This is a genomic window from Haladaptatus pallidirubidus (genome assembly GCF_020700235.1).
GTDB lineage: Archaea > Halobacteriota > Halobacteria > Halobacteriales > Haladaptataceae > Haladaptatus > Haladaptatus pallidirubidus.
In genome coordinates this window covers 693082-706207 of the sequence record NZ_CP085301.1, presented here as the reverse complement: position 1 = coordinate 706207, position 13126 = coordinate 693082, and the positions used below count along the sequence as shown (strand labels likewise).

Genomic DNA, 13126 nt, shown 5'->3' with positions numbered 1-13126 from the left:
TAATGCAGGCACGTTGCCCGGTTCGTGATACCTAATAGCAAAGATGGATGTAGCAAATAAGACAGCCCTTTTATACTAGGGTTATCCGTTCGAAACATTTACCTGTACGCTGTCTCGTAAATTTGATGCGTTTTTTCCGGTTGCAAGATATCCCGTCAGGGTGTGGACTCCCGGTTCGGGCCGCCACTCGTCGCCGTCGATTCCGGACCGACGGATCTGACCGTCCCACGTTCCCTCGAACTGACGGATACCCCGTCGCGGAAACGCGACTCGTCGCGGCGACTCGGGCGGCTCGAACCGTCGTTCGTCGGCATCCGGAATACCATCGACTTCCCACCCCCAGAGTCGACTCGTCGGCAGGCGAACGCTGACCGGAATCGGCGAACGATTTCGAACCCGAAGTACGAACTTCGCCGGTTCGCCGACCACGATTTCCCGCGCTGCGCGCAGTTCGACTGAGAGACACCGAAGCGCAATCGCGTTCGGAACCAATCCAGCGACCCAACTGCCCCCGCTTTCGGTCCCGCCTGCTGGGTCTGGCGAAAGCACGTCTGCCGGTTTCATGGTCTGGTCACCGAACGGGCGAGCCAAATGTCTTTCTCACGGCGGAACGTGGACCTACAGTCCATCCGAACTGTGCCGTTCACAGTCCGTCCTCGCTCCGGTCGCGGCCGAGCACGTCCTCGCATGTCTCTCGCGTTCGCAGGCATTCGTGCGTGCCGTCGCTTCGCACCAACACGACCGGCGGTTTCGGTTCCGCATTGGTGTGACTCGCACTGCCGAGCGAGTATGCACCGATTTTGTCCACCGCGACGAGGTCGCCGGGACCGAGTTCGGGAAGCGCTACGTCCTCGCTAATCACGTCGCCCGTGTAACAGAGCGGACCGGCGACGTGATATTTCCGCGTCGGTTTGCGGTCTTTCGGCGCGTACACCGGGTACGGCCAGTGGGAGGACACGGCGTTCGTTCCACCGTCCAGCACCGCGAAGTCAGCGTAGGGCGTCTCCTTTACGACGCCGACCGTGGCGAGGTAGGTTCCCGCGTTGCCGACGAGTCTGCGCCCGGGTTCGACGAACAGTTTCGGCTCCGCGAGGTCGAGGTCGGCGCAGGTCCCACGAATCGTCTCAGCTATGTGTTCGACGATGTCCTCCGTGGCAGGAACGTCCTCGTCGTAGGGAACGGGAAAGCCGCCGCCGAGGTGGAGAACGTCGATTTCCACGTCCAACTCGTCGCGTATTCTCCCCGCAAACCCGAGCATTTCGCGGGCGGCGACCCCGTAGGGTTCGACGCCGCGAATCTGGCTTCCGACGTGTAACTGCACGCCGGCGAGCGAGACGGCGTCGGATTCGACCGCCGCCTCCGCGACTGCCATCGCCCGTCCGCTTTCGATATCCAGTCCGAACTTGCTCTCGCGGGTCGCCGTCGCCACCCCGGGATGGGTCGGCACGTCCATCGCGGGGTTGCCGCAAATCAGCACGTCCGGGGTTGTTCCAGTCGCGTCCGCCGCCACGATGATTTTCTCCAACTCCGCGGCGTTGTCCACGAGGAGACGGGAGACGCCCCACTCCAGCGCGCGTTCGATGTCTTCCAGCGCGCGGTTCATCCCCGTGAGGAGCACGTCCTCCGCGTCGAATCCGGCGCGCCGGGTCGCCGTCAGTTCGCACCTGGCGTAGGCTTCCGCCTTACACCCCGCATCTCGGAGCACCGAGAGAACGCCGAGATTGTAGTTGGCTTTCACCGCGAAGTGAACCGCAGAATCGGGATAATGCTCGTCCAAGATCTGCCGGAGAGTTTCGTAGTTCGTCCGCAGGTCGTCCTCGAAAAAGGCGTACACCGGTGACCCGAAGTCGGAGACGAGGTCGTCGGCGTGCCTGCGCAGTCACTCTCGCCGAGTGTCGATATCCATGTTACGAAATCCCGCACGGAGCGAATAACGGTTCGCCCTCCCATGCTAGGGACAGAAATTTACCGCGAGGGAGATACCCTCCGGACGATGTCGCGTGCCGGATCGCTCCCGCCCCTCACCGCCGCCGCGCTGTGGGGTGGCATGTACGTCGTAAGCAAGTGGGGATTCGCCGTCATTCCTCCCGTGACGCTGGCCTTTTTGCGAGTCGTTCTCGGCGGCCTGACGCTGTTCGCGGTCGTCCGGTTGACGATGCCGAATCGGTCGTTTTCGCGGGACGATTGGAAACGATTCGGCGTCCTCGGCGGCTGGGTCGCGCTCACCCTCGTCACGCAGTTCGTCGGCACCGACCTGACCACCGCGAGCCAGGGTTCTCTGCTGACCGTCCTCACGCCCGTTTTTACCCTCTTGCTCGGCGTCAGCATCCTCGGCGAATCGCTCTCCGAACGAAAAGGAACGGGAATGGCTCTGGCCGTCGTCGGCACGCTGATCGTCCTCACCGGACGGTACGATTTTTCGACCGTCGGAAACGGCAATCTCCTCGGCGTTCTCGCGCTGTTCGCCGCGAGTTTCGGATGGGCGGGCTACACGGTGTGGGGCAAACCCCTCGTCAGAACCTACTCCGCGCTCGAAACCGCGACCTACTCCACGCTCGCATCGATTCCGCTGGTCGCGGTTCTCGTTCCGTTCGAACTCGCAGCCGTTTCCTTCGACGCGAGCGTAACTCTCCCGATCGTCGGGGCGGTGCTGTACCTCGGCGTGTTCAGCACCGCGGCGGCGTGGTTCCTCTGGTATCGCGGATTGGAGGAACTCGACGCCGGCGTGGTCGCCGTCTTCTTCTTCGCACAACCCGTCGTCGGCGCAGTGCTCGGCGCGCTCCTCCTCTCGGAGTCGCTCGGGCCGTCGTTCCTCGCAGGAGGTGCGGTGATGGCCCTCGGCGTATGGGTCGTGAGCACCGCGGGAGAGTAATAGAGCTACTCTCGAAGTGGGTCTTCCGTCCCGCGAACGCTGTCCACGATGACATCGCCTTCCGGACGCTCGACCAGCCAGAACAGTTTGTAGGCGTCCACGTCCCGAACGAACTCGATATTCGGCGCGTCGTTTAGCGAGTATCGACGGAGCGTCCACTGGAGGACGGATTCCCGCGCTTTCGCTCGGGACTGTTCGGGAGAAAGCTCCGTTGGAAGTACCAGCACGTCCTCGATTTCTCTGTCTTCCGCGTCCGGAACCCCGTCCGCCCGAACCACCAACCTGCGGGAACGGTCGACGCTGGCGACGAACCGGTCGGTTCGCTCGCTCATGAACGGTCGCTCGATGGTCACCTCGGCCTCGTACACCCGGTAGGGGTACGCGACCGCACCGACCCGGCCGGTTCCAGCGTCCTCGCGCGAAACCGACGGCGGGATGACCGCGAGTTCAGCGCGCTCGCGCCGTTTCCCGACCAGTTTACCGGTCATCACTCGTCATTCCAGTAGCCGGATTCCCCGACGTGGGCACGGATGTTGTCCGCTTCTGTGATTGCTTTCGGCGACACGTCTCGTCCACCGTCGGTCACGTAACTCGGCGTCCCGCTTCCAGGTTCGCTCGTTACCGCGGAGAGCGGTTTGTCGAACACGTCGAAGTGGTCTTCGACGCCGGACGGCGGTTTCGTCACGAGCGAGACGGAAATCAGCGTGAGCACCGAGAGGATGAACGCCGGGAACAGGCCGTAGACGCCGACGAGGTTGTAGAGGAACGGTGAGGATTCAGTGGGCATCATCCCCAGCGTGTCGAGGAGGGTGCTGAGTTGCGTCCACAGCACCATCGTCGTTGCGCCGACGATCATGCTCGCCACGGAAGCCTTCGCCGTGACGCGCTTCCACCATAAGGCCGCGATGAGTGTCGGCCCGATTGCCGCGCCTAAACCGCCCCACGCGTAATCGAGGACGAGGGTGTAGATGGGCGTATCCTTGGCCAGGTACGCGAAGGCGATGCTCGCAGCGCCGAGTCCGAGCGTGACGTAACGCGAGTAGCGCACGAGTTGTTGTTCGGTCGCTTGCTTGTTCAGGAAACCGTGGTACACGTCCTCCACGACGGCGCTCGTGGCGACGAGCAGTTGCGAGTCGGCGCTGGACATCATCGCCGCCAACGCCGCCGCGAGGACGATTCCGGCGACCGCGCCGGGCAGGAGGTCGAGTGTCAATCGCGGCATCGCGTTGTCGGCGTTCGCGAGGTCACCCTGTCCGAAAACGACGATGGCGTACAGTCCGACGAGCGCCGCGCCGACGTACGCGACGAACATGAACAGTTGGGCGACCATCGCCGCGAGACGGATGTTTTTCACCCGGTCGATACCCATGAATCGCACCATGATGTGCGGGTTACCGGGGACGCCAAGACCGATTGCGGCGTAGCTGATGATGCCGAACACCGCGGCCCAGCCGGTCGCGCCCGCGGTGATACTGGTCAACGAAGCACCGCCGCTGACGTTCGCGAGGTCACCGAACGGTAGCCCGTAAGTCGTGAACGCGATGATGGGGAGGACGATGAACGCGGCGAGGATGATCGCCCCTTGGAAGTAGTCGGACCACGCGACGGCGAAGTAGCCGCCGAGCATCGTGTAGCCGACGACGATGACGCCGCCGACGACGATGCCGACCCACGGTTCGACACCGGTCAGAACCCGCAACAGCGTCCCGGCGGCGACGATTTGCGCACCGACGTAGCCGCCTTCGAACAGCATCAACACGATTGCAGAGACGCCTTTAACCATGCCGGAGGTGTCCCCCAAGCGAGTGGCGAAAAACGTGGGCAGAGTCACCGATTTGACAATTTCGGTGTACTTTCGAAGCCGCTTTGCGAGTCCCGCCCACGCGAGCAAGTCCGCCGGAATCATCCCGAGTCCGTTCAAAAACGCCATGATTCCCGTGTTGAAGGCGTCCGCCGGAACGCCGAGCGTGAGCCAACCGCTCATTTCGGACGCCCGCTCCGAAAAGCCGGTGACGACCGGCCCGATTTGACGGCCGCCGATGACGTAGTCGCCGACAGAATCCATCATTTTCGACGCCCACAACCCGATTCCGATGAGGACGAGGAGATACGCGCCGAAGGTTCCGAGCACCCAGATGCCCGCCTGTCCGGCGATTCCATCAGGCATAGCTGTCCTCCTCGTATTCCTCACGCAGGCGTTTTTCTCGCCTACCTTCGAGGACGTAGTACGCGATTAGCATCACGAAAAAAACCACGTACGGTCCGGCCAATCCCAACCAGTCGAGTGTGCTCATCCCTGCCATACCGGTACAAACTAACAAACGTGAAATAAACGTTTTGGCATTCACGGCGGGCCGTGACGAAAGTATTTGTACGAAGGCGGAAGAAAATTGCCGACATGCAAACGACGATAGGGGGTCGGTGACTATGCGCCCGACGACGCCGACACTCGAATCCCGCGGCGAACTAGCCGAATACATCGAGCGCTACGCCGACCGAATCGACGGCGAACTCGGCGTCTTCCTCGGGTTTCCCTACGGCCCGGACGAGTTCGATGTTGTCTGCTCTCGAAACGCCTCGCAGGCGTTTCGGAGCGCGAGCGTGGTGAAACTCCCCGTTCTGTACGCGCTGTACGAACGATACGACGGACGACTGGATTCTCTCGCAGAATCGTGCCCACTTGACCCGGAAAACAGGGTCGGCGGGAGCGGCGTCCTGCACCTACTCGACGCCACGCCGACAATCGAGGATTTGGCCCGCGCGATGATTGCGACCAGCGACAACGCCGCGACGAACCAACTCATCGACCTCCTCGGTATGGCCGCCGTCAACGATTCCGCGGCGAAACTCGGGATGGGGAACACGCGATTGGCTCGCAAGATGATGACGACGCTCGAAGCGACGAATTTCGAGGCGTCCGGAATTCACGTTCCGGAAGACGAACCCGCGAATGTCACGGCCCCCTTCGACTGCGCTCGATTCTTCGCCGACATCGCGTGCGAGGCGACCCTCTCGGCGGACGCCTACGAACGAATGCGTATCCCACTTTCGGCCCAGAAAGATACGTCGATGATTCCCCGGTATCTGCCCTACGAAAACGACGCTGCCCACAAAACGGGATGGCTTCCAACCGCCGCGCTCGACGCCGGTCTGTTGTCGGTTCCCGACGGAGACACTCCGCTCGCTTTCGCCGTCTTCGCCGATAACGTCCCTCACGGGGCCGACGCCGCGGACGCAATTGCGGAAATCGGCGACGCCGTATTTTCCTGGCTCAGATGAGTCGCCGGGCGAGTTCGAATTTCTCGTCCAAGTCGGCGAGATAGTCGTCGTGGCCGTCGTCGAAGCTGTTGATGACCACCGCGTCGTCGCCGCCGTAGGCGTGGATGTACTCGTCACCGCCGAGGCTAATGGCGACGTGACCCGGGAAAAAGAGTAAATCGCCCGGTAGAAGTTCGTCGCGGGAAACGGTCTCGCCCATGGTGCGCTGTTGGTCGGCGTCCCGCGGGAGGACGATTCCGTTGACGCGATACGAAATCCACGCCAATCCCGAGCAGTCGATTCCGTCCGTCGTCATCCCGCCCCAGTCGTACTCCGTGCCGAAGAACTGTCGCGCGACTTCGACGACTCCCTCACCGGTCGGGTTCTCGGGCGATTGTCGAACCGCGTGGTCGGGTTCCAACTCGGATTTGGACTCGAAGTTGGAACGCGCGATGGTCGCTCCCGTTCGGAAGACGACTTCCGACCCGTCCATTCGACACTCCGTTCCGGCGTATATTGGCCGCCCCAACTCGTCGGGGGCGATTTCGTGCGCCACAACTGCGTCCGCTCTTTTTCCCGGGTCTATCTCCCCCTGCGGCGTCGTGAGAACCGCCGCTTCGACCCAACCGAGATAGTCGTCGGGCGTTCGAATCCGAACCCAATCTCCGTCGCGGTCGAACGCGGTCACGGCGGCACCGTAGAGAACCTGCGTGACCTGTTCTGCGTCGGCGTCCGAATCGCCGCGAACGGGGGCGACCGAAGCGTCGATTGTTCGCTCGGTTCGTTCGTTCGCGAGAACCGACAGCTCGTTCGTCACCGATTCGTCGGTGACCTGCTCGATTGCGTTCCGGGCGTGCGTTTCGAGTTCGGGTGTCGAGACGCTCCCCCGCAAGAAGAGTTGGTTTGCATCCGATTCGACCTTCGCGTCGAAAACCGAGACCCGCGAATCGGGTGCGTGCTTCGTCCGACAGCGTTGCAGTGCCAGTCGCGCGCGCTGGTGGTCGTCCATGCGCTTCCCTCCTCGGAGGGCGGTGAAAATCTTATCGCCTATTCGAGGTGGACGGTTTCGGGTTCGAACGCCTCTCCGGTCCAGCGCCACGACCCGACGAAGGGGTACGCCCCGTTCAGTGAGACGATGACGTATGAGTAGCCGTCCCACGTCGCGTCCGCGGCGTCGGTTTCGCTCGGGCGGTCTGGCCCCGCCGGGTGGGAGTGATAAAATCCGACGACGTCCTGCCCGCGGTCTTCTATCTCCTCCATTATCGCCAGCTGTTCCTCTGGATGAATCTCGTAGTTCGTCTCCGGCGTCTCGGCGACGTTTTCGGCCTGAAACGTGTCTTCGATTCGGGTGGGACTGTCCCGCGCTCCGGCGAGGAGACCGCAGATTTCGGCCGGACGACCCCGGCGTGCGCGACTCACGAGCGTGTCGTACACTTCGCGCGAGAGGACGAGCATACACGGTGGTTCATTCTCGGAGTGTATAAGCGAGGAGGCCGGTCAACCGAAACCCACTTGGATGGGAAGGGGTAATCGACTGACGAGCGAGGGTTGCCAAGCCAGGCCAACGGCGGTGGGCTTAAGACCCGCTCTCGTAGGAGTCCATGGGTTCGAATCCCATCCCTCGCATTCTCCAGGAACTATTCCGTGAGCGGAGAATGTAATCTGGGTTCGAAGGAAACCGGTCACGGCCCGAACAGCGAGCGATAGCGAAGCGAGTCGGGCTGTTCGGGCATAGTTCGAATCCCCTCCCTCGTACTACCGAACGATTGATTTGGACGAGCGATCCCCTCTAACGACGCCCGACTGTATCAACTTTTAATTTTATATATTTTATGATTTCAACCCTATCTGAAGCCATTTCTGTACTGAATAAATATTTTGACAAATTTACTGAGGGCCGATACCTTTAATCTGGAGTTATGAGTCGAATTATCTAATGAGCCAGAACAATCGCGTGCAACATCAAAACCAATTTTTGGTATGCGATTCAACGTTCGAACCGACGCCGCCCGTCGGATTTTCTCACGCCGAATTTACGGACGAACTGGACGTGTACCATTCCGAAACGCTTCCGGTTTTCCAGGCGTCGGACGGCGACAACTAACTCGCAGTTATCGGCGATGTAGTTCTTCCGAACGGCCCGACAGTTCGAAAGTGGATGCGGGATACCGTCAACAAATCGCTGAAAGAAGTTTTTCGACGTTCACAGGCGCTCACGGGCCGATATGTGATTCTCTACTCTGACGGGGATTCGGCGACCGTGATTCCGGACGCCTTCGCGCACAAATCCGTCTACTATCACACGGACGCCCGGTTGGTCACCACCTCGCTCAAACTGCTGTTCGATTCGGTCGATGTGGAACAGCGAACGAATTCCGAGGCCGTGGCGTTCATGAACTCGGCGCAGTTCACGAACAACGAAAGTGCGTTCATCGGCGACAAAACGCTGTTTCGGGATTTGCGGTGCGTGCTTCCGAACCACATCCTCGATATGGATGCGATGGAACCGTCGCGGCGACCGCTGTTTTCGCCGGACACGCAGCAATCGCCGATGGAGTTCATCGCGGACAGTATCTCGGGCGCGATGGAGTCGTTCAACGACAAGTTCCACCTTCTCACGCCGATTACGGCGGGATGGGATTCTCGGACGATACTCGCCTGCTCGAAGGACATCGTTCGAGACGTGACGTGGTACACGTTTTCCAATTGGTCGTCGGGCGAGCACCCGACGTAAAAATCCCGAAACGGATGGCCGCGGAGCAAAATTTCGACTACTCGATTCATCATCCGCGCGGCCTTGACGACGATTTTCGGAGCGCACTTTCGGACTATCTCTGTTGGACGCGAAACCTTTCGAAGACGAAACACGTCCAGTTCCTCTACAACAACTACGACGTGGAAAAACACATCTACGTGACCGGAAACGGTCCAATATTTAAGACAAACTATCCCTCTCCCGAAAACGGCGCGAATCTGGTCGACCACTGCTGTGAAATGCTTCAGTATCCGAATAGCGAGTTCGTCGAGCATGAAATAGAGGAATGGCTGCCCGACGCGACCGAATACGCGAAAGAGAACGATATCTCACCGATGAACCTGCTCTACTGGGAACAACGAATGGGTCGATGGGGTGCGCTGGCACCGCGCGAAAAAGACATCGCCATCAGGGGCGTGTCTCCGTTTTCGAACTACAACCTTCTGTTGACGGTGCTGAGCGTCGACTCAGCGCGACTCTCTCCACCTAACCACGATCTGATAAGCGGCGTTATCGAGGAAAAATGGCCGGAATTGCGGAGATACACGGTCAATCCGAGCAAAAATCCGCTCAAGGCGAAAATCGCCAGTACCGCGCCGTATCCCGTCGAGCGGTTCCTTCGGTACGTGAACGCCAAGATGAACTAACCGGCCGGGAACTGCTATTGTAGCGAATACGGCTATCTGGGTTTCAACGCGTATCTCACCAGTCCGAACCATATTTCATCCTAAAATAATACATTTTGATACATTTTAGAGAAGTCAACAACTGCTCCACGTTCAAACGGCACTCCTGTAAAAACAACGCTCCACTCTCCTCCAATTCCAGAGTTCATAAACGAATGTCAAATAAATGACGATGGGTTTTTGAACGTCGGTTGCGGAGTGTTACAAAGTGTATGAATGAGGATGGTTCCCCCGATAAGCGAGGTGTCCATCGCGTCAAGCACGACCTCGCTAGCTCACAGTCGCTTAGCACGACTGTCACGGTGGCCGTCGCGGACGTTGCGGGTGTCGAACCAGCCGAAATCCCCGAACAGTTGTACGACGTTATCGACCCGGAGGCACTGGACAAACTGTTCAAATCCCGTGACGACGGCACGTCGCGTCGGGGTGGCCGACTTTCATTTTCGCTTTACGGCCACCATGTCACGGTTCGCGGCGATGGGTCGATTACGGTGCAACCCGGACTCGCCCGCATCAAGCAACTCGGTGGAAACCTACTCGTCGTTGGGTCGGTTCCGGATTCCGTTGTCGACACGGCGAGTACGCCCCTACTCGGCGAAACGTCGCGCAATCGAACGCGACTGTTCGCCCTACACGACCGGAGCATTTCGACGGCCCGTAGTCGGCTTTCGATGGCCGGGTCTATCGGTAAAAACGCCTACATCGTGGATTATCACACGGATTCTCGCTCGACGGTAGCGGAGGATTCGGTGCGAATCCTCCCCGAAATCGAGCGTATCGATGGCGATATTGACGATTTCCGCGACAAAATCGTCGCCACGATTCGCCGACTCGACGCGGAACGCGGCGGGTTCGAACCTGCAGAACTCCGCTTCTGTTTCGACACGCTTCGTCCGCTGGTCGAAACCCACGACGATGCACTGGTCGATGCCTTCCTCGGCCCGATTTGCGAAGCGTTAAAGGACGTTTCCGGCATGGCCCACTACGTTCTCCCGATAGAGTACGATTCGCCCCCGGTTCGCGCCATCACCTCGAAGTTCGACGCTATCGTCGAGCTCCGAGCAGGTGACTCCGGTCCGGAACAGCGCTGGCATCTCCGGGAAACGAACTACACTACCGAGTGGTTCGACATCTGAGGATACACTTCCACGACATCGTGAGCAAAGTATCCGTCTTCGACGTTGTTGGGAGGGGGTCTCCCGCAGTTTCGACTGCGTGACGACCTTCCCGGCCTCACGGTTATCGACCCGCTCGAACGGAATCGGTTCCAGATAGAAACCTCTCGTCCGGTGGAACCGCGGGCGGTTCCTGCTTCGGCATTCCAAGCACCGGTCAGCGTCGTCACCTACAGCGAAATCGGAAACACCGGGGCAACGGTGGTCGGACGGATGATTGGTCGTCTGCTCAACGCCGGATTTCCTCTGCGCTCTCTATCGCCCGTGAGCAGCGACTCGTCGGGAACCAGTACGTCGTCGTCGGTGATGGCGGGGTCGAAATCGCCCAAGCCGACAGCGGTATCCCGCTCATCCACTTCGTGGAACCTCGATGACTGCCGATACAGGGTTTGCTCGCGTTCGCACTCGGCAAACGGGCGGTCGATGGGTGGAACCATTCTGCCGTTCATCGACGGCGTTCAGACACACTTCCTCTCGGACGGTGATCTCCTCCGGTTACCCTGGCGGCTGACGAACTGCAAGATTACTTCGAATTGGAGGATTTGCCCGCCGTCTTCGACGACGAGCTTCGCTGGACGTCCGAAATCGACGTCGCTCGCGACTTCTCGTAACGCCCTTCAGTCCGCCGACCCTACTCCGGGCAATGACGCAGACGAGCATCGAACGCGAGTTCGATTTACACGATGGATTCGAAAAAGACGGCAAGGAAACGTACGTCGCGACGACGACGCCGTTCGACGGAATCGTTCGAGTGACGGACGAAACCGTCTCGGTGACGATTCGAATGCCGATGCTCTCGGCGGTCGTCGAGGATGAGTCGGTCGCCGACGTGGTCGAGAACGGCTGGTTCGAAACGCTCGAACTGCGATTGGAAGACGCACACACCGTCGCGTCCACGGACGACATTACGTCGCCGGAAATCGTGCGCGAGGGCGACGAAGCCGTGCTTTCGCTCGAACTTTCGGGCTATCCAGATAAAGTGCCCAACGACGCGATGGCTGTCGTCGATTACGTCGAAGGAACGTGGGTACAAGGCATCGTTCCCGGCTACGAGTACGGCAACCCCGCGGCAGGGTTACTATCGCAGGCACACCAGAGCTACGACTAGTCGGCAGCGCGGCGGAGTTCTGGGAACTCCGCCGCGCCGTTTCTCCTTCCGTTCTTTCTTGCTTTTTTGTTCTTCTTCCTCACCCTCAGTCCATCGAGATATACGTCTGCGTATCTTCGACGCCCTGAATTCCTTGAATCCCGTCGGCTGAAATCGTCTTGACTTCGGCGGGGTTTTCGACCTGCACCTTGACGATGAGGTCTACATCCCCGGCGACGATGTGTGCATCCTGTACGTCGTCGATATCGAGGATCGTGTTTTTCAGTCGATCCGCCTCTCCCGTGTTCGCTTTGACCATGATGTATGCGGCGACCATCTCAGACGCCTCCAGCTTCCGCGGTTGCTCGACTGTTATCCCCGACGAGAATCCGCCGAACGTCCTCTAACACGGAGAAATCCGCGAGAACGGCGACTCTATCCCCGCGTTCGAGGGAGTCGTCCGGAAGCGGGATTCCCATCGTCTCGTCCTCCTTCCCGAACGCGAGAATGCGCGAGTTGGCGGGAAGTTCCAGTTCGCTGATGGAGTAGCCGCGCATGGGCGATTCTTCCGTGATGGTGAGTTCGACCACCTGCAAGTTCTGAGCGATGTCAGCAATCGCGCGGATGTTCCCGCCGAGGAGGGCGTTTTTCGCCCCGATTGCGCCGAGGCGTTCGGGGTAGACGACTTCATCCACGTCGCTTGCGAACTTCCGGTAGATATCTTCTCGGTAATCCTCGTCGATGCGGAGGACGGTTCGACAGCCGTTGTGCTTGCCGACCATGCAGGCCGCGAAGTTGACGTTCAAATCCCCGGTCAATCCGCCGACGGCGTCGGCGGATTCGAGTCCAGCCTGTTCGAGAATCGATTCGCGCGACCCGTCCCCTTCGACGACTTCGAAGCCGTCGGTTCGTGCGCGCTTTGCCTTGTTCGCGTTGTACTCCACGATAACCACGTCGTGGCCTTCTTCGCGGAGGACGCGGGCGGTTCGCAGGCCGACACGACCTGCACCAATGATAACGAATCGCATGGAACATCCTACGACAGTGGGGTTGAATAACTTTTCTCCGAAGACGGTCGTTCACGATGCCCGAAAAGACCGTAATCGCCGACGGGGATTGGTCATCGCCGGTGAGTTCTGTCGCCAGATTATCACTGTTGGCCGGGCGCCACTCAACGAAAGGGGAAGCATACCGGCGACCAGCGTGAATGTTTGCGGCGATTGATAATGGGCATCACGATAATTTTATTCTCCTTATCATACATTCTTCCTCGCCTTCGAGAACCTCTTCGAA

General features: G+C 59.8%; 17 protein-coding genes and 1 tRNA gene. 8 read left to right on the top strand and 10 right to left on the bottom strand.

The window, feature by feature from the left end:
• Positions 1–81: 81 nt before the first annotated feature.
• Both LIX15_RS04060 and lysA read right to left on the bottom strand, forming a co-directional pair.
• Positions 82–564 carry a DUF7974 family protein gene (locus LIX15_RS04060; protein ID WP_227776226.1) on the bottom strand — a complete coding sequence of 161 codons (483 nt, stop codon included), beginning with the start codon at positions 562–564 and terminating at the stop codon, positions 82–84.
• A gap of 79 nt (positions 565–643) precedes the next feature.
• A complete protein-coding gene (gene lysA, locus LIX15_RS04055; protein ID WP_227776963.1) occupies positions 644–1879 on the bottom strand; it encodes a diaminopimelate decarboxylase in 1236 nt (411 codons plus the stop codon).
• A 114-nt stretch (positions 1880–1993) separates the two neighbouring features.
• Between lysA and LIX15_RS04050 the strand changes: the two genes are divergently transcribed.
• The gene (locus tag LIX15_RS04050; protein WP_345410693.1) at positions 1994–2872 is read left to right on the top strand and encodes a DMT family transporter; all 879 of its coding nucleotides are present in this window, start codon (positions 1994–1996) and stop codon (positions 2870–2872) included.
• 5 nt (positions 2873–2877) lie between these two features.
• Here LIX15_RS04050 and LIX15_RS04045 read toward each other — a convergent pair whose 3' ends face one another.
• From LIX15_RS04045 to LIX15_RS04035, 3 genes are read right to left on the bottom strand one after another with little or no spacing between them, the layout of a single operon-like run.
• Positions 2878–3360 (bottom strand): hypothetical protein, encoded by a 483-nt coding sequence (locus tag LIX15_RS04045; protein WP_227776224.1) that lies wholly within the window; start codon positions 3358–3360, stop codon positions 2878–2880.
• On the bottom strand, positions 3360–5039 hold the full coding sequence (locus LIX15_RS04040; RefSeq protein ID WP_227776223.1) for a sodium/proline symporter: 1680 nt from the start codon (positions 5037–5039) through the stop codon (positions 3360–3362). The genes LIX15_RS04045 and LIX15_RS04040 overlap by 1 nt, the downstream gene beginning before the upstream one ends.
• Positions 5032–5175 carry a hypothetical protein gene (locus LIX15_RS04035; protein WP_227776222.1) on the bottom strand — a complete coding sequence of 48 codons (144 nt, stop codon included), beginning with the start codon at positions 5173–5175 and terminating at the stop codon, positions 5032–5034. Before LIX15_RS04035 ends, LIX15_RS04040 begins: the two co-directional genes overlap by 8 nt.
• A 124-nt stretch (positions 5176–5299) precedes the next feature.
• Here LIX15_RS04035 and LIX15_RS04030 point away from each other — a divergent pair, with 124 nt between their 5' ends.
• Positions 5300–6151, top strand: coding sequence for a serine hydrolase (locus tag LIX15_RS04030; RefSeq protein WP_227776221.1), 852 nt, complete (start codon positions 5300–5302; stop codon positions 6149–6151).
• Here the strand turns inward: LIX15_RS04030 and LIX15_RS04025 are convergent.
• Both LIX15_RS04025 and LIX15_RS04020 read right to left on the bottom strand, forming a co-directional pair.
• Entirely contained in the window at positions 6144–7139 is a 996-nt protein-coding gene (locus LIX15_RS04025) for a C40 family peptidase (RefSeq protein WP_227776220.1), read from the bottom strand. The genes LIX15_RS04030 and LIX15_RS04025 overlap by 8 nt on opposite strands.
• Positions 7140–7177: 38 nt before the next feature.
• Complete coding sequence (locus LIX15_RS04020; RefSeq protein ID WP_227776219.1) at positions 7178–7585, bottom strand: desampylase; 408 nt, start codon at positions 7583–7585, stop codon at positions 7178–7180.
• Positions 7586–7671: 86 nt separating this feature from the next.
• Here LIX15_RS04020 and LIX15_RS04015 point away from each other — a divergent pair.
• The 5 genes from LIX15_RS04015 (at position 7672) to LIX15_RS03995 (ending at position 10707) form a co-directional block, all read left to right on the top strand.
• Positions 7672–7756, top strand: a tRNA-Leu gene (locus LIX15_RS04015).
• 310 nt (positions 7757–8066) lie between these two features.
• Complete coding sequence (locus LIX15_RS04010; RefSeq protein ID WP_227776218.1) at positions 8067–8234, top strand: hypothetical protein; 168 nt, start codon at positions 8067–8069, stop codon at positions 8232–8234.
• 123 nt (positions 8235–8357) lie between these two features.
• Positions 8358–8864 carry a hypothetical protein gene (locus LIX15_RS04005; protein WP_227776217.1) on the top strand — a complete coding sequence of 169 codons (507 nt, stop codon included), beginning with the start codon at positions 8358–8360 and terminating at the stop codon, positions 8862–8864.
• Complete coding sequence (locus LIX15_RS04000) at positions 8819–9532, top strand: hypothetical protein (RefSeq protein ID WP_227776216.1); 714 nt, start codon at positions 8819–8821, stop codon at positions 9530–9532. Before LIX15_RS04005 ends, LIX15_RS04000 begins: the two co-directional genes overlap by 46 nt.
• A 251-nt stretch (positions 9533–9783) precedes the next feature.
• The gene (locus LIX15_RS03995) at positions 9784–10707 is read left to right on the top strand and encodes a DUF7504 family protein (protein WP_227776215.1); all 924 of its coding nucleotides are present in this window, start codon (positions 9784–9786) and stop codon (positions 10705–10707) included.
• Between the two features lie 209 nt (positions 10708–10916).
• On the opposite strand, the gene LIX15_RS03990 is transcribed toward LIX15_RS03995, so the two are convergent.
• Positions 10917–11183 (bottom strand): hypothetical protein, encoded by a 267-nt coding sequence (locus LIX15_RS03990; RefSeq protein WP_227776214.1) that lies wholly within the window; start codon positions 11181–11183, stop codon positions 10917–10919.
• Between the two features lie 206 nt (positions 11184–11389).
• Between LIX15_RS03990 and LIX15_RS03985 the strand changes: the two genes are divergently transcribed.
• The gene (locus tag LIX15_RS03985) at positions 11390–11854 is read left to right on the top strand and encodes a DUF5813 family protein (protein WP_227776213.1); all 465 of its coding nucleotides are present in this window, start codon (positions 11390–11392) and stop codon (positions 11852–11854) included.
• A gap of 85 nt (positions 11855–11939) precedes the next feature.
• Here the strand turns inward: LIX15_RS03985 and LIX15_RS03980 are convergent, their stop codons facing one another.
• Both LIX15_RS03980 and LIX15_RS03975 read right to left on the bottom strand, forming a co-directional pair.
• Positions 11940–12170 (bottom strand): Lrp/AsnC family transcriptional regulator, encoded by a 231-nt coding sequence (locus LIX15_RS03980; protein WP_227776212.1) that lies wholly within the window; start codon positions 12168–12170, stop codon positions 11940–11942.
• A 1-nt stretch (position 12171) separates the two neighbouring features.
• Positions 12172–12861: a potassium channel family protein gene (locus LIX15_RS03975; protein ID WP_227776211.1), complete on the bottom strand. Its 690-nt coding sequence runs from the start codon at positions 12859–12861 to the stop codon at positions 12172–12174.
• Between the last annotated feature and the right edge of the window lie 265 nt (positions 12862–13126).

Bases quoted from the DNA above. Each gene is read 5' to 3' on its own strand.
- LIX15_RS04060 (WP_227776226.1), bottom strand. From the start codon at position 564: ATGAAACCGGCAGACGTGCTTTCGCCAGACCCAGCAGGCGGGACCGAA.
- LIX15_RS04045 (WP_227776224.1), bottom strand. From the start codon at position 3,360: ATGACCGGTAAACTGGTCGGGAAACGGCGCGAGCGCGCTGAACTCGCG.
- LIX15_RS03990 (WP_227776214.1), bottom strand. From the start codon at position 11,183: ATGGTTCCACCCATCGACCGCCCGTTTGCCGAGTGCGAACGCGAGCAA.
- LIX15_RS04025 (WP_227776220.1), bottom strand. From the start codon at position 7,139: ATGGACGACCACCAGCGCGCGCGACTGGCACTGCAACGCTGTCGGACG.
- LIX15_RS04020 (WP_227776219.1), bottom strand. From the start codon at position 7,585: ATGCTCGTCCTCTCGCGCGAAGTGTACGACACGCTCGTGAGTCGCGCA.
- LIX15_RS03985 (WP_227776213.1), top strand. From the start codon at position 11,390: ATGACGCAGACGAGCATCGAACGCGAGTTCGATTTACACGATGGATTC.
- LIX15_RS04030 (WP_227776221.1), top strand. From the start codon at position 5,300: ATGCGCCCGACGACGCCGACACTCGAATCCCGCGGCGAACTAGCCGAA.
- LIX15_RS03975 (WP_227776211.1), bottom strand. From the start codon at position 12,861: ATGCGATTCGTTATCATTGGTGCAGGTCGTGTCGGCCTGCGAACCGCC.
- LIX15_RS04050 (WP_345410693.1), top strand. From the start codon at position 1,994: ATGTCGCGTGCCGGATCGCTCCCGCCCCTCACCGCCGCCGCGCTGTGG.
- LIX15_RS04010 (WP_227776218.1), top strand. From the start codon at position 8,067: ATGAGCCAGAACAATCGCGTGCAACATCAAAACCAATTTTTGGTATGC.
- LIX15_RS04040 (WP_227776223.1), bottom strand. From the start codon at position 5,039: ATGCCTGATGGAATCGCCGGACAGGCGGGCATCTGGGTGCTCGGAACC.
- LIX15_RS03980 (WP_227776212.1), bottom strand. From the start codon at position 12,170: ATGGTCGCCGCATACATCATGGTCAAAGCGAACACGGGAGAGGCGGAT.
- LIX15_RS03995 (WP_227776215.1), top strand. From the start codon at position 9,784: ATGAATGAGGATGGTTCCCCCGATAAGCGAGGTGTCCATCGCGTCAAG.
- LIX15_RS04035 (WP_227776222.1), bottom strand. From the start codon at position 5,175: ATGGCAGGGATGAGCACACTCGACTGGTTGGGATTGGCCGGACCGTAC.